Consider the following 21157-nt stretch of genomic DNA (forward strand, 5'->3'; position numbering starts at 1 on the left):
ATCAAGACAGATCTGTTGCTTGCGCGATATCGTCATCGCCGGCTCCTTGGCTTAGTTACATTCCTTGTATCGCCTGACTTTAACGCACCTGAATGCTCTTTTCAAATGGTGGCTGTCCCTATACCTCGCTGTCCCTATACCTCCACTCTCCGCACAGGAAGGCGCGACGTACACAGCGGGATATGCAGTGGTAATAGGGGGTTTCATCAAGACAGATCTGTTGCTTGCGCGATATCGTCATTGCCGGCTCCTTGGCTTAAGTTCACTCCATGTGTCTCGGGAATTTACCTCATGATAGTGGTGTTTTCAAATGGCGGCAGTCTTCAATCAAATGTTTTAACTGCAGTGTTCGCTGCATTCTGTTATTGATGCGGTTCGTACCTCACCACATTCTACGTCCTACATTAAATAAATGGTGACTGCCCTCAATGTTTCTTTCACCTGTACCCATTTCTGCTACAGTTTGGCTATTCGGCTCTGGTTCCTCATACTTTTGAGTATGCATAAAAAATCAATGAAAGACGCTTAATTATAAACGCCTCATTCAGTAAATTCGGATTGGTATTTTCAGTGGCTCTTGTATCTACCTCTGAATAATCGACATTCATGCCACAGAATTGAACACCTGCACTAGGGAAATCCCTAGCTAGATATCTTTGCTTATCCCTGTTTTCATCCCATTTCATCTGCCAGACAATCAAGAAAAGGAGTTCGCAAAGATGAATCGATGGAACCATCTAAACACGCTCGTATTTTATTTAGCTCTGATACTGACCATCTCGGCCTGTGGCGGCGGGGATGATGAGGATGATCCGGAACCAACTACAAATAGAGCACCGACCGCTGATGACGTCTCGGTATCGAGCAATATCGAAAGCCCCTATATCAATATTAAGCTAATCGGTAACGATCCAGACCACGACATTCTCTCCTATTCCATGGAGACCTCCAGTGAAGGCGCAGGGTACGAACGTGCCTTTGTGAACCCCAACACTGGTGATCTCTATGCCGTCCTGAAAAACGATGGCACAGATACCATTGTCATACCATACAAGGTCTCTGACGGCATGCTTTTCAGTAACGTTGCTGAAGTCACCATATCCATTGGGGTATTGGAGGGACATGGTACTGGGGCAAACGAAATTCCTGCTGAAGAGTATGGTCGCCTGGAACTTGCTTTCTTTGATGGCGAACGATTTGGTTCAACCCTGGGAGATGACCCGAGCCTGCCAGCATCCATTGATCTCTCTGGAAACTTTCCGCAACCGGGAAACCAGGGCACACAGGGTAGCTGCGTCGGCTGGGCTACTGGGTATGCATTGAAGTCCTATCACGAAAAGGTCGAAGAGCAGTGGGCCTTCTCCGAGGCAACCATCTTCAGCCCGGCCTGGGTCTACAATCAGATCAATGGTGGTGAGGATAGGGGCTCACGTATCGACCAGGCCTTCGAACTGATGATCAATCGCGGTGCTGCCACCTGGCAGAACATGCCCTATGACAACACCAACTTCACCAGGCAACCCACACAACAGGCAATATCTCAAGCAGCCAACTATCGAGCGAGTGAATATCGCGCCATTACCAGCGCACAGCAGATGAAAGCAGCCCTGGCAAACCGAAGTCCAGTGGTCGCTGGAATCATCGTCTATGATGACTTGCAACGTCTAAATGGTCCGAACTCGGTTTATAACTCCACCACCGGAGAACCATCAGGTGGCCATGCTGTGACCCTGGTCGGATATGACGATAATCAGTATGGCGGGGCCTTCAAGATCATAAACTCTTGGGGAACAGGTTGGGGCGATAACGGTTTTTTCTGGCTCCCCTATAACATGATTGGCAGTGTCATGACCCAGGCTTTTGTTTTAACCGATGGTTCAAATACTGGTGAGAACACCGATGATGATGTCGACCCGGTTGTACCCCCCACCGACGGTGACCTTCCCAATCTGGAAATTGTCCAATGGCAACTCAATTATGACACCCAGGCAGGTGGTCAAGGCACTTGGCAGTGGGAGGTTATCAATGGTGGCACCGCCGATGCACCAATGGGTGCGGACGTAAACCTGATGTTATCAACCGACAATCAGATCGATAGCTCTGACTGGTATATTGTCTACGAAGAGATTCCAGAGACATTGACACCAGGTGGCAGCGCAGCACGAGATGAATCCAACCCCAGATATTTTAAACTGCCGCAAAACCTGCCACCAGGTGACTACTACATAGCGACCTGGGTTGATGATCTGCAGGAGGTCGAGGAGAGTGATGAACTAGACAATCAATCATTTGGTGACGGTCAGGTTCACATCGACTCCTCCTCACTGCCCGATATTGCGATCGATTACTGGTGGGCCTCATGGGATAGTTCCGGTAACGGCCTGCTGGAGTATACAGTCTACAACGATGGTGATGCAGCAACCACCCGCACCGACTGGGATATTAATCTGATACTGACCATTGGCGAAGATACCAGCCAAGGCGGATATTATCTCTTTTACGAGCATGCTAATTTTATCCTGGAACCAGGGGGGTCCGTATATAGAGACGAGGACAGTGCAGCAAGTTTTGACCTTTTCACCGATGTAAACGGAGATCCAATACCAAGCGGCACCTACAACATATCACTCTGGGTTGATGACCAAGGATATGAAGAGGAGTCCAATGAGATTAACAATCTTTCAATTGGCAACACTCAAGTAACGTTGACTAATAGCAGTTTTCGCCCATTAATAGAGGATCAGCAGGGAGCAACCAAAAAACTTGCTTCTGACAGCAGCAGTGATATGCAGGCGACGGCCTTTGACGGCACAGGTGAAAATATTCGGCACTCTTATAATGGACGCCGCATCCCTGATACTAACGTACTCATGGCCAAGGTAAGGATTGCTGATCAAGCAGATGGCACACGCACCATGACAGTTTTGGAAAGTGATAAACCTGGCACGGAGCAACAGACTGGCATCATGTCCGGTGAAAAGAGATATCATAAGGTTGTAAAATCTGCAGACCAGGCAATTACACCGAAGTCAAACCGCACAAAAATGCCTTTAGATCAGGACTCTGAAAATGACACGAAGTAGTTTCAAATTATACCTGACTCTGAGTATAGTAGTAGCAACTGCCGGATGTTCGACAAAAAACACGGAACCCCCGGCAGACCAAACGAACAGTGGTACAGATAAGAAATCAAACATGCCAGACAGCTCGATTCAGTTCTGCAAGGATGCAGGATTTGATGCTGTAGCGGTTACAGAAAACGGCATACCGACAAAGTATCTATGTATCAATCCTAAAACCAATAAAAAGTGCGATAGCTGGGCCTTCTTTCGTGGTGATTGCAAACTGGATAACTCTGACAATCCATCATCGGCAGATCAGGGTATAAAAATCAAACAGTAGCCTGTGAGTGATTGGTCCAGTTGAACCGATATGCTTCGCGGATCTTCGTAATATTCTGCTATTGCGAAGATCCGCAAGTTTTTCTAGACCACCCACTTGCTATTGATTAGGATAAACTACAACATCATCCAAACACTGATTGCCCGCTACTTAAATAGGCTAATTCTCAACATCGATAATTTGTCTGCGACAACCTATATCCCATCTCTATTACTCTTATCTCTCAGTTCGATATCAAGCTCACTCCCACTCAGACGTGCCTCAGCGAGCGGTTCAGCTCCAACAATATCCCACATAGTGGTGTACAACTTTGGATAAAATGCCGTCAGAACCATCTGACCAAAATGGAATTATAGAGTAGACAGAGCGTCCACCATTACTTTCAGAAAAGACAACCATTATCTGGGCATTTACTATAATAGTTTCTAATATTACAACCATTAAACCAACTGCTGTTATGGTGCTTTTTTAATTACACTATTCAAATTATAATCCAGCGCGTTATACTCTTACAGCAGCCATTTAATCTGCACTGAATAAAAATGTGTAATGTTTGAGTTTTTTTCAAATGACTCCCGTCTGTGCATAAGCTCTGACTAGGTAACACTTCAAGAGAGTGAGCTTAGCTTTTCTATAATGTAAACCATATGACGGACGTTAGTTACATAAAGGAATTTATAGCACTGGATACAGTCAGGAGGTTTTTTGTGTTGAAACATCTTTATACACTCATATTGAAACTGGTCTATTCAGCCATGATCATCTTACCCTTAACTATACTGCCCGCCTGTGGCGGCGGAGGTGGAGGTGGTGATGAGACTCCAACAGACGATAACAGCTCAGACAACACCGATGACGGCTCAACGACTGATGACACTGATTCAGGTCAAACCAACATCAGAGTGTCTCGTATACGATACGACTTCGACAATAACGGTGTATTCGAAGGAACAAGGGAGTACACATACGACACCGATGGAAGAATCATCGAGGAGCGCTATTCCTACATCGACGATGGAACTGAAGATACTGAGCTTGCTGGTACATTATCAAATTCAATCGCGCTTGATCCTATAGATGAAACAATCACTTATACCTATGATGCCGATGGCCGTCTGCAGACCTGGGTAGGAGTCACCAGCGAAAGCCGTGACACATCTATCTATACCTTCAATGACGACAATCTGATCACACAGGTGGATGTCACGATGGAGGATGAGACCGGTGCGGTGACTTCACAATACAGCCATACACTCTCCTACTCTGAACAACGCTTGATCAGACATACCATGACACTCGATAACGAGGTCACACCGATGCAGGAATACGAGATCGGATATGACGACTCCGGTTATGTAATCACAAACCAACAAACCATGACCAGCAGCAATCAGGTCTCCCACCAAACCTATACTTATCTGACCAACGGACGACCCAATACAATTGTCGACACCTCTCCCTCACTACCCGATTATCGTAGGACATATGAGTTTGGTTATACTGCAAACAACCAACCAGCCTACATGAACAATATTGCTGAGGGCATATTTAGCGATCGCTATGGTTGGTTATTTCAATATGATGACAACGGACAAAAGATTACAACTCAGATAGATGAAGCGATTGATGGGACTATTGATGCAGTCGCCGAAATAGAGTGGGAGGAAGGAGTCTGTACCTCGGTACTGAGTTGGTATCCTCGCACAATTGTCACCGACACTGTTGATCTCTCCTCTCCCTACAAACCGGGAACCGGCTATGTTTGGCTCCCCCACTGCACGTCAGGCATGTGATCACTGTTGTTCCCACGCTGAATGTGGGGACAACAAAACACCCTTGCTCCGCAAGGTGACCCCTAACAAGAGAACAACCATTACATTAGTGGGAAGTCCGATTGATCTTTAGCTGATCCTGCTGCTTGAGTGGGCGATTAAAGTGAGGAAACAATTACCTTACCTGGTGCTAAAGATCAAGGCGCAACTTTCTGAGAGCCTGCTCTCCTGACTTGTGAATCGTCTGCTCGACCTGGCTATACTCTTTACACCATCCTAGAACATAGCCAGGAGGAATAAGTGGATTTCTATAACGACCCGTCGAAAGTCGATGAATACGAAAAAATGTGTGATGAATATGATGGCACAGAAATATACATGGTTCTCAACAGGCATCTCACTAAAGACGCAAGCTTATTGGAATTAGGCAGTGGGCCAGGAAACGATATCCAATATTTTCAAAATAGCTATAAGATCACCGGATCAGATCTATCTGAAGAATTCCTTATAAGGTGCAGAAAGAAATTCAGTGACATACCATTTAAGAAGTTAGATGCCGTTTTGATAGAAACGAACGAAACATACGAATGTATATTCTCAAATAAGGTGTCGCAAAAAATGATAAATAGACAGACAATCGTCACGGAGGCAATTGACCATAGCCTTGAGGACATATCTATTAATTGCTTGTCCCCTTAAATAGAAGAGCCCCAACCTACCCTGTATTTTTGCTTACTCTCAACCAAGAGCAGATGGCAATCAAAGCCAAGTTGAAGAAGGGGCAGAGTTCTGCTGATCAGAAGCGTATGAAACGCAATCTAAAGGTTATATAAGCACAACGTAAAAAAGGCATCAAACTGTGTAAGAGCATCAAGTGTAAGTAGTGTTTGGCCAGAATCAGTCATGCCAATCAGGGTTGGTAGGTTTTTTTAAGGTAGGCTTGCCAGGTCGTCCAAGCTGGTCTAGGAGTACCATCGTAGCGACGTAGGGCCATATTGCCAAACAGGCGCAATAGACCTTCGATGTAATCCCCACCGGCTGCGTAAAAATCATCCAGCAGAAGGCAGGTACTATTACCTGAGGGAGCGCAGGGGCAGGCGCCATCACCTGTCACCGCATCATCGAGATAATCACGGTTGAGCCACCAGACAACCGCTTCAAGATTATTCTCTTTGGCGCTCTCAAGTAACCAGGTCATATAGGCATTCTGAGCAGTTTCATTGGCTACATCGATTGTGCCCAGGCCTTGAATCTCAAGCGTTGCCGGTAAGATTTCACTACCACAACTACCATCCGTACTATGTTTATAGCTACTCAGTAGAGGTTCAGCCAACCATCCAGTCTCTGAAATCCAGATCTTGCGGGAGGTTGCTTGAGCAACCTTGCTCAATGTGTCCCGAGGAAAGCTGTGGTTGAAATCTCCATGGTAGACCCAACCGGAAGGATATGTGGAGAAAGCAATGCGGTCACCGGCAATCTCCAACACTTCAAGCAGACGTCTATCAAAACAGTCGGCCATGGTGCCCGGGGCACATTCAGCACTCGGCTCATTTGTATTGCCGTAGAGGAAATCAAGCTGGAATGTTGGGAAAACGACCAGTTGCGGATAGGCCTCTTTTAAAGCTGAATAGAGATCGTTATACCAGGATATCCAGGCTGCTTTTTGTTGCGGACAACTGGTAAAAGGCATATTCATTTCGACCGCGGGGCTCATGTAGTCCGGGTTTACAAGATCGACAAGATATTTAAGATAGGTGATATAAGATGCTTTATAGTTCTCGGCACGATCATCAGTGGCGAATTGATAACATCCTTCACTGTCGATATTGGTATTCCAATTGGGGTGAGTTGTACCATCTGATAGAACGTTAGGCGCCAATACCTTACGATCACCTAAGGGTGAGATAGTAAGGTAGAGGGGTTTACTCGTTGCATGAGCTGAGTCCGCCAATTGCTGCCACTGTTCGACCCAGGTTTGGGGAAGATTGGCACAGGAAGTTGCATCGCAATAGTCCCAGGGCACGCCCCAAAAATCATCCACATGCAGAGATATCAGATCCCGGTCGTTAAGATTCTCAAACCGCCAATCAGGAAAGGTGGCATTACTTCCATCATGGCTGGTAAAGAAAGGCGTAGAGCCCATCAGAAAGGGGCGTGCATCGACAGGAGGATCGTTACTGGCATTACTGTCATCATCATTACCACCACCGCAACCTACGATGATGAGCAGAATGCTTAATAGGAGTGGCTTAAAATATCTTGAGAAATATTGCATATCCTTATCCTGCATTTAACCTGTATCAGGTCCATGACTCAGGAGATGGTCGTTCTTATTATTCGATCTAATTACGATTGACACTACGAATAAGTTCAACCGTCTCGCCAACCTGAGCAGAACCAATATCTGCTGCCATAACAGAAAACCCAATAAGCGGAACACCTGTCCAGGTGCCACTTTCAGAGCCAATGCCACCGCTTACCTCCGTAATCGCCATAATACTACTATTGGTTTCATAGTCGTATTGACTGTCGGCATTGATGTTCAACCAACCAGCCTCAAAACCTTCCAGAGTGACGGTGCCTCCATCGTCGACACCATCATTCAAACTACCTGCACAGGCTGCAAGAGATCCAGCACCATCCAGAACGTTGGTCAGAGTAGCATGATTGTAGATACCATGTTTAACCATCGGGAAGGTCAGGACGATATCAGTTGCCCCATTGACACCGGATTCAGTGAAATATGGCGCAGAGACCGCATCGGCACTGAGTACAAGGGCAATTGGCAGAGGATTCGAGCCCATGGGCACCGACGGCTTGGGAGGGATCTCATGCAGTGCCCCGGTATCGTACTCGGTCAGGGGTAGGGTGTGACTCTTCTTGCCATCACCCAGAGCATTAGTGATGTAGGCCACCTGAACATCCCCTGACGCCAGTGAAGGCAATCGATAATGTAGTGAATCATTTGGCAGGTAGTGCTGCGCTACCGTGGCATATCGATCAGTATGCACACCCTCCTCTACAAAGGCTGCACCCGTAGCCGCATTGATCATAATGCCATAGGCGTTGATACCACCACTTGGCGCCACCAGGCCGGCATTGTGACTATGATCATAGGGCAGCGACGAGTCTCCGCTGTCTTGCGACACCCCGTCTACACTCATGCTTCCCGGCTCAAAGCCGTTGATGACGTTTGCGCTCACCACTCCCGCATCCCAGGCATCCGCCACGACAGAGCAGTCCATCGGCTCACCTGTAGCGTCATGCAGTAAACCTGCGGTTATCGAGCGGTCACCTGCGGCACTATTGATTATCCCATCGGCGTCTCCAGTGACATCGATCTCAGCATAGAGCCCACCATCAACCACTGGCCCGACACCATCCGCAATGTCTCCCATCTCGATGATCTCCACATAGCCTGCCGTTATGTCTTCATCTAATAATTTATCGTATGGATTTTCCAGGTCGAGGCCGGCTTGTAGCATTATTTTATCGGGAAAGGTACAACTCTCATCCTCGGTTATCAGATTAGGCATCCCCGTCTGTGGATTCATACGCAGGGTAGCGTTCCAGACATCATAGGGGGAGAGATAGAGATTGATGTTTAACAGGTCCGCACCGACTCGAGACTCAAGCAGACGAACCCGAACCGCCTTAAACTTTTCACTGGTGTTGGTCACCGTGAAGTTTGTGATAAAACTGTTATTGACTGTATAGAAGGGCAGCAAGGCGATCTGCCCAGTTCGGTCGTGATTTAAGTGGACCGCGAAGGTAGTACTGCTTGCACTCATGAACAGCAGAGCAACGAAAAACTTGAGTCCATTCAGCACAGTTCTGGCTCCTAAAAATTAATCTACACATCAACTATGATATGTATCTGGTTCGAATAATATATTACTAACAATAACGATTAACGAGTCACTGATATTTAACGTTGGGTATCTATTGTGCTGGATCGAAAGAGTTACATCCCGGCATCTGCAAGTTATCTAAGCCGAACAGACACCACTTCAGTACCACACCCCACTAGTGGGCCGCTAGATAAGTTCGACAACCCCCAGCTCCCACAACCCATATGCAGCTTCGAATAAGGCGTCTACTAAGATGTTTATCTTTATTATTTCATACCCATACTGGGCGCACACAAACCCCAGTAGAGATACCGGGGTTTGTCATTGATTTGGGCTCGGTACAACTGGTTCTTCTCACGCCCCCGCCTACCAACGAAGGGCGATAAACCTCGACATTCCACCTTTACTGATAAGTAGCAAGACCTGTCCTTTCTTACTCGCCGAATCAACCATTTTTTTGAACTCCGAGGCACTTCTGACCGGTTGACGATCCACCTGGGTGATTACTGTACCTGGATCGATTCCAGCCATGGCTGATATCGATCCACGGGATACACTGGTGACAACCACACCCTGGGCAGTATTAATGCCTAACGACTTGGCCAGATCCGGATTCAGAGTCTGAACCGTCAAGCCTAAATCCTCAGCAGTCTTGGTACCGATATCCACGACAGCCTGATCATCCAATGCGCCAACCGTCACCTCTGTGATTTGTCTGAGGCCATCACGGATTATTTCCAGCGTTACCCTTTCGCCAGGTTTGGTTAGCGATATCCGATTACGAAAATTCCCTGTATCAGTAACAGGTTTCTGATTAAGGCTGATGATCAGATCCCCCTGTTTAAGCCCAGCCCTCACCGCAGGTGAGTTCTCCGACACTTCGGCTACAAGAATGCCCTTTTGGCCCTGTGTAGCGAAAGATTTTGCCAGCTCTGGTGTCAACGCCTGGATGGCAATACCGAGAAAGCCCCGCGTGACTTCACCTTTGTCTAGTAACTGATCCGCGATACCTTTTGCCATATCAATTGGTATCGCAAAACCAACCCCCATATAACCGCCACTGCGACTGAATATCGCGGTATTGATACCGACAACCTCCCCATCCAGATTCACCAGAGGACCACCCGAGTTCCCGGGATTGATTGCCGCATCGGTTTGAATGAAGTCTTCATAATCACTGATACCAAGACTGGTGCGACCCTTGGCGCTCACAATACCAGCTGTCATGGTGTGACTCAGACCGAATGGATTGCCGATCGCCAATACCCACTCACCCACGTCAAGCTGACTGGAATCACCCAACACCAGGGCTGGTGAATCGATCTTATCAATCTCTAAAACTGCGATATCGGATTTTGGATCTATTCCTTTGATCTGCGCAATGGACTCCCTGCCATCCTGGAATTTGATGCGGATTCTATCTGCATCCTGTACCACATGGTTATTGGTCAAAATGTAGGTTTTTTTAGCAAACACTCCCTCGCCATGGGCAAAGATAAACCCCGATCCCTGCCCTACCGCACGCTCTCGACGTTGTGGCAGCTGTTTTTTCGGTCCATTCGGGAAACCCTCGCCAAAGAAACGCCGAAACAGATCGTCATCAAAAGGGGAGCTAAAGCCGAATGGTGATTTATATTGATAAGTTGGCGCCTGTTCACGAATACTCTCTACCTGAATATAGACAACCGATGGTGAGACCTTTTGCGCCACTGCGGCGAAAGCCTTTCCCGTTTGCCGCAGAGACTCTATTCCACCCGGTTGGGCATAGAGGTTTAGTGTCGCCAGACAGAGCAGAATCAAAAGACTCAATGGTAGTAAACGTTTCATCTCTTTGCCTCCTGACTAATCGATTTCGTTTTGGCTTGTGGTGACCTCGGGCGCTGTATCCTGCTCTGTTTCAACCCGCATAACGAGCTTCTCTCTGGAAGCTTCCCGTAACGGCTTGACCAGATTGGAGGCCACCTCAAAGTAGTGATCCCTGTCTGAACGCTTGAGGACGTAGTGAGATTCATCTTCCACCTCGAAGAATTGATAGCTCAACTCTCTGCCCTCCTTAAGCCTCACCTGAATTCCGAATGAAGGTTCCTTTTGCCGGTAGGACTTGCTCTCTTCATCAGTTAGCAGCGAGCGGATACGCAGTTTGCCAATTTTCTCAGCCAGATTTTGCACCGCTTCCGAATTAGTGCGTTCTTCTGCTTGTAATCCAACCAGCCGCAGATCCTCCTGCTGCCTCTGCAAGGTTAGTTCCTCTCCGATATCCAGCTGCTCGATCTTCGCTGTATCAAGCTTGAACAACGCCTTGTCAATCCAATGGTCGCTCTGTGGGTCTGCATCCAAGGTACTGAATTCAGCTATGAAGATTGATGCTTCTCCATCTGGTCGCAGATGGACTTTACGGAAACCGGGCGAAGAGCCTACAAAGAGGCTAGCCACGACATCGTCATCCGAATAGAGTGTCACTTTTCGTTCATAGTCGTCTTCAGAAACCTTAAAACGGCGACTGGCACTGGAAGTTGTTGCTACTGGCCACCCCTTTTCCAATCCGGCCAGCTTATCGATCAGAGACTCAACCTGCTGCTGCGCGGCTGGGAAATCCCCCGCTTCAGGCAACAACCATTGACCATCTCTGTTCTGCAACATCAAACTCGCCTCACCATCTTCTATTGTCAGACGATTGATCTTCTGTTTATCGAAAACAAGCAGTCTCTGACTTGCCTCGTAAACGCCATATGTCTTGTCATTGAGATTGACAGCAACTGCTAAAACCAATTGTGCAGCCAGCAGTCCTGCAAGAAGTGTGATCCATTTTTTCATCTGCTCATGCCTCCGCCTGCGCACCCATACCAAGAATTACGGCATAACGAGATACTGTTTTCTTAGTCAATCGATAACGAATGAACCAGACCAACAGAAGGCCGAATATTGCCATCCCATAATTGAGGTATTCCCAAAAAACCTGACTCTCACGGCTGAGTGGATCGAGACTGCGAGAGAAGTGTGCGCGGCCGCGAATCGCCAATAGACCGCGATCCTCCAGGGACCAGTCGACCGCATTCTCGATCAGTTCAACCGGCTTCAGATAACGGGTACCCAACCCGGCGGAGGCCAGATCCAGCATCTCATCATTGAGAAAGGTGTTGGATGCTAACAGGATTATCCGGGCAGATTCAGTTGAGTGCTCGATCAATTGATCGACTTGCGGCTTGGCTTTTTCCTCTGCTTCTCCTTCGGCTTTCTGAGTATCAGCTGCATCTCCAGACTCTTCGGATGACTCTTCAACGGCCAGTGGAGAGTCTTTGCCATGAAAGAAGGAGTCAAAACGCCCTTCTACTGCAACAGCCAGCAACTGTTTGCCCGGTTTCTCTCCCGGCGGAAAACCAAGTGTTGGATAGGTACTGAAGTCGGGTTGTATGTTCAAATCACCGGAAGTCCAGGCCCCATCGGAGCTCTGTAACAGTGTGCTGACTTGTCGCTGTCTGTTTTTTTCCTGGTCGATTGTCAAGGGAGATGGCCAGGTCATGGTGATCTGATCCAACCCGGATGTGATACTGCTCTCCTCTCCCATACCGCTGCTTCGTATATCAACAAAGTAAGGATAATCCACCAGCTGTGTTTCACGGATTACAAACCCACCGATCTGGCGGTTGACGGGTATTGGAAAAGCCGCATTCTGCGGATCGAGCACCAGACTCTTTTCAAAGCCTATACCATGGTGGGACAACCAATCCTCCAGCCCTGACTCGTGCTTTTTCACCGTTAGGCCACCTTTTGTATCAATATCGAAGGGTGACGTGGCCATGATCACAGTACCACCCCGCATCAGGAACTGATCCACGGCAAACAGTTGTTTTTGATCCAGCTGCCGCGGTGAAACCAGCAACAGAAGATCGCTCTCATCGGCGACTTGCCCATCCTCCAATTCAGCCTGTATTACGTTATGCTCCTCGCTCAAAGTGTCGCGCAGCCATTCAAAACGATTGCCACTGTTCATAGCGAATTGGGGCATAGCCGGCGCCGCGGTTGATGTATGCATCGCCACCGATTTCAGAAAACCTTTTGAGAAGCGCTTTAATGCTGCCTCGATGCCTCGTGACAATTCCACTTTTGTAAAGTCTTCAGGCAGTGGCACTTGGATGGTTCTGCCATCTCCCTGCAGGGTCATGTAGAACCAGAAACTGTTACTATCAAACAGACTCGCGCTCATTGGCCGGTAACCAAACTCACTCTCAAGCTGTTTAGCCAGAGTTCCGTTACCCTCATCCGGATCCTGAATCTGGAAACTCAGCTTGCCATCGGAAGCCTTGGCCAGATCAGCCAATATGCCATCCAGATCGCCCCTCAGGGTTTGCAGAAAATCGGGGAGTTTCTGGTTTGGCGATATATAGCCAGTGAAAGTGACCGGATGGTTTATATTGTCAAATAACTCACCACTTCCCTGGTAGGCATAGAGCACCTTTTTAATCGACTGGGTGATGTCGTACTCGGGATTACGCAGCTCCACGTCCAGATCCATTTCACTCTGCGCCTTGACTTCAATGAGATCGCGAAAACCCAACACCTCATGCTGGTCGCCATACTGGATCAGAATATTGAAATAGGAGTTGACCACTGAAGCCTGATATTTACTCGCAAACTGGAAGGGTACCGGCTTGATCGCATATTTCTCATTTGCCTCCTTCTCCAACTCAGGGTGCTGCTGAGGGTCGATGAACTCGACACGCACCCGGCCTTCACCAGCGACCGCGTACTCCTTGATCAGATCACGCAGTTGTGGCACTAAAGGCGCCAGTAGCGGATGTGTCTGGGCGCTGAAATAGCCCCGGATCAACATCGGTTCCTTAAGTTGTGCCAAATAACCGTGGGTCGCATCCGAGATGGAGTAGATATTGCCTTCGGTCATGTCCCCACGCAGCCAGCCCACTGGGGCCAGCCAGAGATTGACAGCCAGGAAGTTGGCGGCAAACAGAGCGGTGATCACGCCCCAACGCCGATGGTTGGCATTACTGGCATTACCACTCCAGCGCAACCACTCCAGAATAAAGACATTCAATGCGAGAAAAACCGCCACAACACTGAGATAGAAATAGATGTCACGTAGATCGATCACGCCACGGGTGATGGCGTCGAAGCGAGAACCCGCTCCCAACAGTTTGAGAAACTCAGCCGGACGATTGCCGAAAAGCCCGGTCAATGCATCTGAACCGAGCAGATAGAAAACACCACAGATGAGTGCCGTGACTATCAGGCTGACAATCTGGTTTGCAGATCTGGCGCTGACAAACAGACCAATTGCCGTGTAGGCAGCAGCAAGAAACAGTGTAGCCAGATAGCCAGCGACCACTGGCCCCCAGTCCAACGGCCCCAACAGGCTAATAGTAAGTGGCAGGAAAAGAGTCAGGAGAAGGGCTACCGCAACCAGTCCCAGGCAGCCGAGAAACTTACCCAGTACCAGCTGATAACTCTCCACCGGCAGGGTGAGCAGAAACTCTAGAGTTCCTGCACGCCGCTCCTCCGACCACATCCGCATGGTGATGGCGGACACCAGAAATATCAGCAGCAGCGGCATCCACTCGAACAGTGGTCGCACATCAGCGATGTTACGTGCGAAGAAGGTCTCGACCCAGAAAAAGACAAATAAGGTCGTTGCGAGGAAAGCGCCGAGAAATATAAAACCCACAGGAGAGGAGAAGAAACCAGCGAACTCCTTGCGGGCGATACGCAAAATACTGTTCATTCTATTACTCCCCTTACTGCGCAGAGATTTCGCCAAAAATGGTTTCCAGGTTGCGGCTCTCTGGCTGCAGGGTATAGAGCTTCATCCCCTCATTCGCTGCCAGACTGGCAACTTCCGGGGCTGTCTCCTGCAGTGCCTCCTGCTTTTCCAGATCGAGTGCATAACGATGTTCAACACCCGTTCCATCGAGTCTCTCCACGGCTTTGACACCTTGCAGGGAACTGAACAGATTGACCGCCCTTTCCGGTTCCGCATCCACTGAAATCAACAAACGCCTGCCGGCACGCAACTCATCCATGGTGGCGTCCAGCGCCTTTTGCCCGTTGCGGATGATGATGACCCGGTCACAGATCGCCTGGACCTCCTGCAGGATATGGGTGGATAGGATGACTGTGGCATGTTCCGCCAGTGAGCGGATCAACTCACGCATCTGCTGTACCTGGGTTGGGTCCAGACCGTTCGTTGGCTCATCCAATATCAATAGGCGGGGATTATGGATGATCGCCTGGGCCACCCCTACCCGCTGACGATAACCTCGCGATAGCGTTCCGATGCGATCTGCCGCTCTGTCGACAAGACCGGTTCGCTCTATGGCGCTCCATATGCTATCAAGACGTTCATCATCCACCACACCATGAAGTTCAGCAGCATAATCGAGATAGTCGATAACCGTCATCTCAGGATAAAGGGGATCATTTTCCGGCAAGTAACCGATACACCGCTGTACTGCCCGGCGATTGTTCGCGATATCCAGGCCATCTATCTCTATGGAGCCTGCTGTGGGCTCAAGATAGCCGGTGAGCATTTTCATTATGGTGGTTTTGCCTGCGCCGTTGTGTCCCAGCAAGCCAACGATCTCTCCCTGCTTGATCTCGAAGGAAACCTTGTCAATCGCAGTAAAATCACCATAGGTTCGAATTAAATCTTCAACTTGAATCATCTGAAGACTCCTGTAGTTATATGTTGTGGTTCTCCATTAAAAATAACGAACAGATTGACTCTGTTTCTCTAGTAAAGTTCAGCCGATTGAGGGTACCCCATCACGAATGGAGCACCCTCTTGGCGGATGGATCAATGTACCTGCACTTCTATCTTTCGCGGTTGGTATTGCGCACGTTTTGGAATCTGCAGGCTCAACACGCCATCCTTCAGGTTTGCATTCGCATTCTCTCCATCCAGTTCATTGCTCAAGGAGAAACTTCTCTGGTAACGAGTGGAGCGGACATCAGCATAGAGCGCCTCCATTCCTTCAGGCATCTGAATGGCCACCTCGCCTTCAATGGAAAGATTATCCTTGTCAATCTCTATCTTCAGTCTCTCTTTGGTTACCCCCGGCATGTCCATCAGCAGAGTGATGACGTTATCATCCTCAAATATATCGACAGGGGGACGAATTGCAGGCTCCTGCTCCCGGGAATTCTGTTTTGTTTCAGTGATCTCTTTACTGATAGTCATTGACTTACCCTCCAGATATTTAGTTGACTTCAATCTGCTTCGGTTTAGTCGCTTCAAGTCGATGGATCGTAACCCTCAATACGCCATCACTATAGCTTGCCTCCACCTTATCGGGGTCGACATCGTCAGGCAGCGTCAGCACCCGGTGAAAATTGCCACTGAAACGCTCATTGCGGTAGTAATCAGTAGGCTCTTTACCGGCAGTCGATGGACGCGCACCATCAATCGTCAATAGATTCTTTTGAATGGATATATCCAAGGACTGGGGATCGATACCAGCAGCGAACAGATAGACAACAACCCGATTCTCCGTAATGCCGATATTGATTGGAGGATAGGCGCCTCGCGCCACAGAACGGATGCCATTCGGCAGGTAACCATCTCCAAACATACGGTCGAGCTGCTGCTCCATGCGCCTGAAATCATCAAGCAGGCTGCTTTCATAGTTGCTCATATTTCTGAACATTTTATTACCTCCTCATGTAATTCACAGATCTAACAGGTCTATCCATTCTGCTATATATGGATTGGGTATTCTGATTTCAAGAGAGAGTAAATCCTTATACATTCCCCTCTATTCTTGTTCTCACTCAAGAATTCGCATTACTCATAATATCCTTTAAATACAATCTATTATGACAATCTACCTGCTTCTTGTTCAATCAACACATATTCAGAGCAAACTTTTAGAGCAACATTTTTCCAGAGACAATCATGCAGGCTAGAGCTATGCTTCCCCCTGCGGAACTCTCTTCACTTTCCTGGGCTTGATTATGGATACAATGGTTGAACTATTCAGAGGTGTGATCGGTAACTATGCCGATTTACTTACTCGCCTGGGCCTGCTCGACTTCGTTGTTATCACGGTTAATATTGTGCTGATGATTTTTGCCAGACGAATCATCGAGCTCATCTATCACGATAATGTCAGCACAAACCGCAGCCTCAATCGGGTACATGTCTTCCGCGCCTTGAATCTGTTGATTATTCTCTCATTCGGCTACTACCACCTCTATCTGCCGACAGGGGAGAGAGGTATTGGCCTGAAACTGCTATCTGTCTTTGTGGTTATCTATCTGGGTTATCTCTTCGCACACATCATCGGCTATATTGCACGCCGCAAATTCGGTAAATCACGGGAGGTCAATGGCGTCAAAAAGAGTGTCGAGACCTACAACAGCCGCCTGTTGACCCTCTTATCTGGAATCTTTATCTCCATCATTGTATTAATTTCAGTGGTACAGATTCTCGGCTTTAACGGCCTGCTGGAAGCAGGGGGCGTGATCGGCTTTATCGGTGTCTTTCTAGCACTGACTCACAACGCATGGGCACCGGACATTTTCAGTGGCCTGATCATCCTCAACAGTGGCATGGCTGAAGAGGGGGATGTGATTGAGATTACTGAAGGTACACACTATATCGGCGTGGTCTACAAGACCAAGATGTTCCATACAGAGATCCTCAACCTGGTTAACAACCATCGCATTATGCTGAAGAATGCGAAATTTAGGGATTATACAATCCACAATCTTTCAAAATTCGCATCGGCCAAGGGGTTACGTGAAAAAATGGTCTTTAAGATTGGTTACGACGTGGAAGCTGGCAAGGTGCGCGAGATGTTCGACGAGGCTTATGAGGAGATAACACAAAGCGCTGACATCAATATTGAGAAGCAGTATGAGCTTGAAGTTCGGGTCAATGATACCGCTGACCATGCTATTGAGTGGGCGATCTACTATTACACCAAGGATGTACGAAATCTGATCAAACTTCGTCAGCACTTCCGGGAGATCATCTGGCAGACAGCAGACAGGCATGGCATTGCACTTGCGACACCGTTGACGCATACCGTTGTAAACCAGGAGGCCTGAATATTTTCTGTTTACCGCAACCCAATTAAAAAACAGTAGAAACAGGCTCACCATTCTAACTTAGAGAGTTATTGAGATAAAATAATCTATCGACTGTATAAATATCATCTGTAAATTATCGATGAAGTGGATAGTAAAACCACTAGCTATATCGATTAACCAGAATCCAAACCAGTGATATAAATTCAGGCTGGTTCAATCTTGGCTCTCCAAGCAGCACCAGCAAAAACTGTTCATTACCGACATATAGCGGCCATGCACCTACTCGGCTGGATCCATATGCATCCACAGCAGCCCATCCCTGGGCACCCAGCCCAAAGCTTTCAGACAACCGTTCTGCGTGACGCGTTTGCACTGAGATCAGATCAGCGCTGAGGGCTGAGAGTATGTCAGCAGCATTTGCATCCAGCCCACTATGGACTAGTGAAAGGCCATTCCAATCAACCAGAAGACCTTTACCTATTGATGACAAGCAGGGAAGTATATTTGTCAATTTCTGACCGACACCAGACTCTGATACTTCCTGGGGTTCTCTAAAACCTTGAACCATTGAGAGTGTTTGAGCACGATGCAGGATTGCCAGTGCCTCCTGTTCATCGCTGAGCTCTAACCACTCACAAAGGCTTTCTGCATTTACCTTTAGACTTCGCTCCTGCTTTAACAAAATTAACATCAGCCGCCTGACCGGTTCATCCTCGCGGCCTGAAACCGCATAGAAAGCACCTGCCGAGGTTGGTAGCAGATAGAACTCTTCAACTAATTCATATTCAGACATGGTTATTGTTCACTACCTAATCCAGTTAACAGGCCCTAGTTAGTCAAGGACATTGAATCGAGAAAGAATTTCTCTGTATCAAGCCACAATTCCGGTAAAGCAAGGCTTCTGCCAATAAGCCCCATGTAGGTTTTATAAAAGGCCTCGCGCGTTTGCTGCTGTCTATAGAGGGATAGCAGTTCACGGCAAACAGCCTCATCGCCAGGGTCATGATGTAAGGCATTTTCAAGAATGACCATTGCAGTGAGCCAGTCATTCTGTTTGAGGATTTCCACAGCCTGTTCAAGTGGGCTGGCATCTGAATCGCCAGAATCTGATGCTGTCCGCCTTACAATTTGAGTGAGTCCCGAGCGACCTATGGATAAACTCGATACCGTATTCTTCGGCAAGGAGATATTTGAATCCAGACCACGGGACAAATGAACCAAAAGAAACCGCACTTGCTTCTCTTTTAGTGATGGCAATGCCTGTCTAAGCAGGTTCTTTCTTATATGCAAACCGCGATTACCCAGAATAAGAAACAGGTCAATTAACGCCGCATATATAGCATCTGAATCGCCCATGGAAAGATAGAGCAGAGTCCGTTGAACGTGGGCACGTAAATCCCTGGGATTTCTCCTTACCTTTTTTATAAGGTATGTAGAAAATCTATTACCCCCCTCTACTGTGGGAAAAACCGGTAGTAGTTGGCTTGATTGCGGAAGCAGAGAGGGCTCAACAAGGTGATCCATGCTTTGGTCTAGTGAATCATCCGCCGCTAAATTCGCATTGCTTACTTTTCTTACTATCTGTTGATACATAAAGCCCGTTGACACTGACTATAATTTAGAAACCGTTTAATAATGTAATAGTGAACTATCCGGGTCTTATCCTGCATCTTTTAGTTTTGATATAAAACTATTGAGCATACCCTTTTTTACAACCTCTGCTTTACCAAACATTAAGACTTTCGGTGTCTCATTTACTGAGATTTCTGTAGAGAGTTCAGCTTCAGAATGGGCAGAAGGTGTGCGGTCAATTAAATCTATCTCTTGGCATGCGTTACAGAAATCTATTACGGTCTTGACGTTAACCCCTGCACCATCGGCAATTTTCTGGATATCTTGCGACTCATTGGTCATCATGTACTCAGCTATTTTTCTATAGTCCAGATCATGGGGAACAACCTCAAAATCCGGCTCTGAAGTCAGGCTCAGTCTATCCTCTGTCGTGTTATTCTCCATCAGCCTTCCCCCAGATCCATAGAGTGCTGCAAGATAGAAGAGCAACCACAGTGGTCGAGCATCCCAGCCTTCTGGAGGCACCTGCTCATCAGGCTTGATAAGTTCATGATTCGAAAATCCAAAAGCCCTCGCAGAGAATAACTCAGGAGATAGTCCATAGCAGGATTTATGAGCAAAGATCTGTTGGTCTGGATATATTCTGACAGATGGGTAAATGAAATGGCTTATTTCAGTTGGATCTCCTACTAAAACCAGCTTTCTGATTAATCCAAGAAAATACTTATTTTCATGAAACCGTCTCGGAGGACGACTCATTTTCCTGTATACCTCTATCCAGCGGGATTTCCCGGTTTTTTCACTCTGCTTGTCTTTAACTTGTTGAGGAGTGCTACTTGGTTTTTTTGAACCTTCTGACTGGAAATGATCGAATTCCGAATCCATTAAGAGATCATATACATCATAGTCACTATCCTCATCGACAGGGATGTGAGGAGTGCTCTGGAGTTGATCATCACCAATAGGAAGCGAGGTCGAAACATGACCAATTTCAGGTTGCGATCCTTCCCCAATAAACATCTGCTTATTTAGAGAGAGAGTAGCGCCCTCCTCTTGACCGATCTCCTCTTCCTCTTCAGTAATAGGGGAGGATGTCTCCTCTACTGCACTTAGCGCCAGCTCGATCTCAAGCTCAAGTAATAAAGTTGTAATCACTGAGTAGGAAATTGGCTTTTTCAGGGTATAGGAAAAAGAGTCTCGCATTTTGTCGTTAGAGGAACAGCCAATTAGAATGGTTCTAAAATTACTTGACGAAGATTTATCAGAAATGAACTCTGCCGCGAACTCTTCCCGGTCTGTATTTACAAGTATGACATCAGCATCCCTGCCCCCAACCCATAACCACTCTGCGACTTCGTAGCTGGAAGCCATCTCAATAGTGGTACGTAAAAAAACCGCTTCGCGTTGATCGAAACCGACTTCTGTTATTCTGTATGGAGCCATAATGTGAAACGCACCGCGCCTCTCCTCCTTGACACTTACTTCCTACATATCACTATCAGCCTACCAATTAAAAAT

Annotated in this window: 16 protein-coding genes and 1 pseudogene; 5 read left to right on the plus strand and 12 right to left on the minus strand. The window is 47.6% G+C overall.

Annotated features, from left to right (window positions below; genetic code table 11):
* Window positions 1-136 precede the first annotated feature (136 nt).
* A pseudogene (locus tag AC4IFB_RS19640) lies at window positions 137-241 on the minus strand (transposase); the annotation flags it as partial.
* Window positions 242-719: 478 nt separating this feature from the next.
* On the opposite strand from AC4IFB_RS19640, the gene AC4IFB_RS19645 reads away from it, so the two are divergent.
* The 4 genes from AC4IFB_RS19645 to AC4IFB_RS19660 all read left to right on the plus strand — a co-directional run bounded on the left by AC4IFB_RS19645 (window position 720) and on the right by AC4IFB_RS19660 (window position 5873).
* A complete protein-coding gene (locus tag AC4IFB_RS19645; protein ID WP_490781071.1) occupies window positions 720-3083 on the plus strand; it encodes a C1 family peptidase in 2364 nt (787 codons plus the stop codon).
* Between the two features lie 112 nt (window positions 3084-3195).
* Window positions 3196-3402 (plus strand): hypothetical protein, encoded by a 207-nt coding sequence (locus AC4IFB_RS19650; protein ID WP_490781072.1) that lies wholly within the window; start codon window positions 3196-3198, stop codon window positions 3400-3402.
* A gap of 707 nt (window positions 3403-4109) precedes the next feature.
* The gene (locus tag AC4IFB_RS19655; RefSeq protein ID WP_490778995.1) at window positions 4110-5195 is read left to right on the plus strand and encodes a hypothetical protein; all 1086 of its coding nucleotides are present in this window, start codon (window positions 4110-4112) and stop codon (window positions 5193-5195) included.
* A gap of 279 nt (window positions 5196-5474) precedes the next feature.
* A complete protein-coding gene (locus AC4IFB_RS19660) occupies window positions 5475-5873 on the plus strand; it encodes a class I SAM-dependent methyltransferase (protein WP_490781073.1) in 399 nt (132 codons plus the stop codon).
* Between the two features lie 211 nt (window positions 5874-6084).
* Here AC4IFB_RS19660 and AC4IFB_RS19665 read toward each other — a convergent pair whose 3' ends face one another.
* The 8 genes from AC4IFB_RS19665 to AC4IFB_RS19700 all read right to left on the minus strand — a co-directional run bounded on the left by AC4IFB_RS19665 (window position 6085) and on the right by AC4IFB_RS19700 (window position 16680).
* Window positions 6085-7449, minus strand: a complete 1365-nt coding sequence (locus AC4IFB_RS19665) for a hypothetical protein (RefSeq protein WP_490781074.1) — start codon at window positions 7447-7449, stop codon at window positions 6085-6087.
* A gap of 67 nt (window positions 7450-7516) precedes the next feature.
* Complete coding sequence (locus tag AC4IFB_RS19670) at window positions 7517-9004, minus strand: hypothetical protein (protein WP_490781075.1); 1488 nt, start codon at window positions 9002-9004, stop codon at window positions 7517-7519.
* Between the two features lie 387 nt (window positions 9005-9391).
* Complete coding sequence (locus AC4IFB_RS19675) at window positions 9392-10852, minus strand: DegQ family serine endoprotease (RefSeq protein WP_490781076.1); 1461 nt, start codon at window positions 10850-10852, stop codon at window positions 9392-9394.
* A 15-nt stretch (window positions 10853-10867) separates the two neighbouring features.
* Window positions 10868-11839, minus strand: a complete 972-nt coding sequence (locus AC4IFB_RS19680; protein WP_490781077.1) for a DUF4340 domain-containing protein — start codon at window positions 11837-11839, stop codon at window positions 10868-10870.
* A 4-nt stretch (window positions 11840-11843) separates the two neighbouring features.
* On the minus strand, window positions 11844-14759 hold the full coding sequence (locus AC4IFB_RS19685) for a Gldg family protein (protein WP_490781078.1): 2916 nt from the start codon (window positions 14757-14759) through the stop codon (window positions 11844-11846).
* 13 nt (window positions 14760-14772) lie between these two features.
* On the minus strand, window positions 14773-15699 hold the full coding sequence (locus AC4IFB_RS19690; RefSeq protein ID WP_490781079.1) for an ABC transporter ATP-binding protein: 927 nt from the start codon (window positions 15697-15699) through the stop codon (window positions 14773-14775).
* Between the two features lie 131 nt (window positions 15700-15830).
* On the minus strand, window positions 15831-16214 hold the full coding sequence (locus tag AC4IFB_RS19695) for an Hsp20/alpha crystallin family protein (protein WP_490781080.1): 384 nt from the start codon (window positions 16212-16214) through the stop codon (window positions 15831-15833).
* Window positions 16215-16233: 19 nt separating this feature from the next.
* The gene (locus tag AC4IFB_RS19700) at window positions 16234-16680 is read right to left on the minus strand and encodes an Hsp20/alpha crystallin family protein (protein WP_490781081.1); all 447 of its coding nucleotides are present in this window, start codon (window positions 16678-16680) and stop codon (window positions 16234-16236) included.
* A 316-nt stretch (window positions 16681-16996) separates the two neighbouring features.
* Here AC4IFB_RS19700 and AC4IFB_RS19705 point away from each other — a divergent pair, with 316 nt between their 5' ends.
* Window positions 16997-18085, plus strand: coding sequence for a hypothetical protein (locus AC4IFB_RS19705; RefSeq protein ID WP_490781082.1), 1089 nt, complete (start codon window positions 16997-16999; stop codon window positions 18083-18085).
* A 142-nt stretch (window positions 18086-18227) separates the two neighbouring features.
* Here the strand turns inward: AC4IFB_RS19705 and AC4IFB_RS19710 are convergent, their stop codons facing one another.
* The 3 genes from AC4IFB_RS19710 to AC4IFB_RS19720 form a co-directional block, all read right to left on the minus strand.
* Entirely contained in the window at window positions 18228-18860 is a 633-nt protein-coding gene (locus AC4IFB_RS19710) for a hypothetical protein (protein ID WP_490778991.1), read from the minus strand.
* 35 nt (window positions 18861-18895) lie between these two features.
* Window positions 18896-19591, minus strand: coding sequence for a type IV pilus assembly protein FimV (locus AC4IFB_RS19715; RefSeq protein WP_490778990.1), 696 nt, complete (start codon window positions 19589-19591; stop codon window positions 18896-18898).
* Between the two features lie 135 nt (window positions 19592-19726).
* Window positions 19727-21082, minus strand: a complete 1356-nt coding sequence (locus AC4IFB_RS19720) for a hypothetical protein (protein ID WP_490781083.1) — start codon at window positions 21080-21082, stop codon at window positions 19727-19729.
* Window positions 21083-21157: the final 75 nt, after the last annotated feature.

It is taken from the genome of Candidatus Thiodiazotropha sp. AKIB8 (assembly GCF_058244675.1).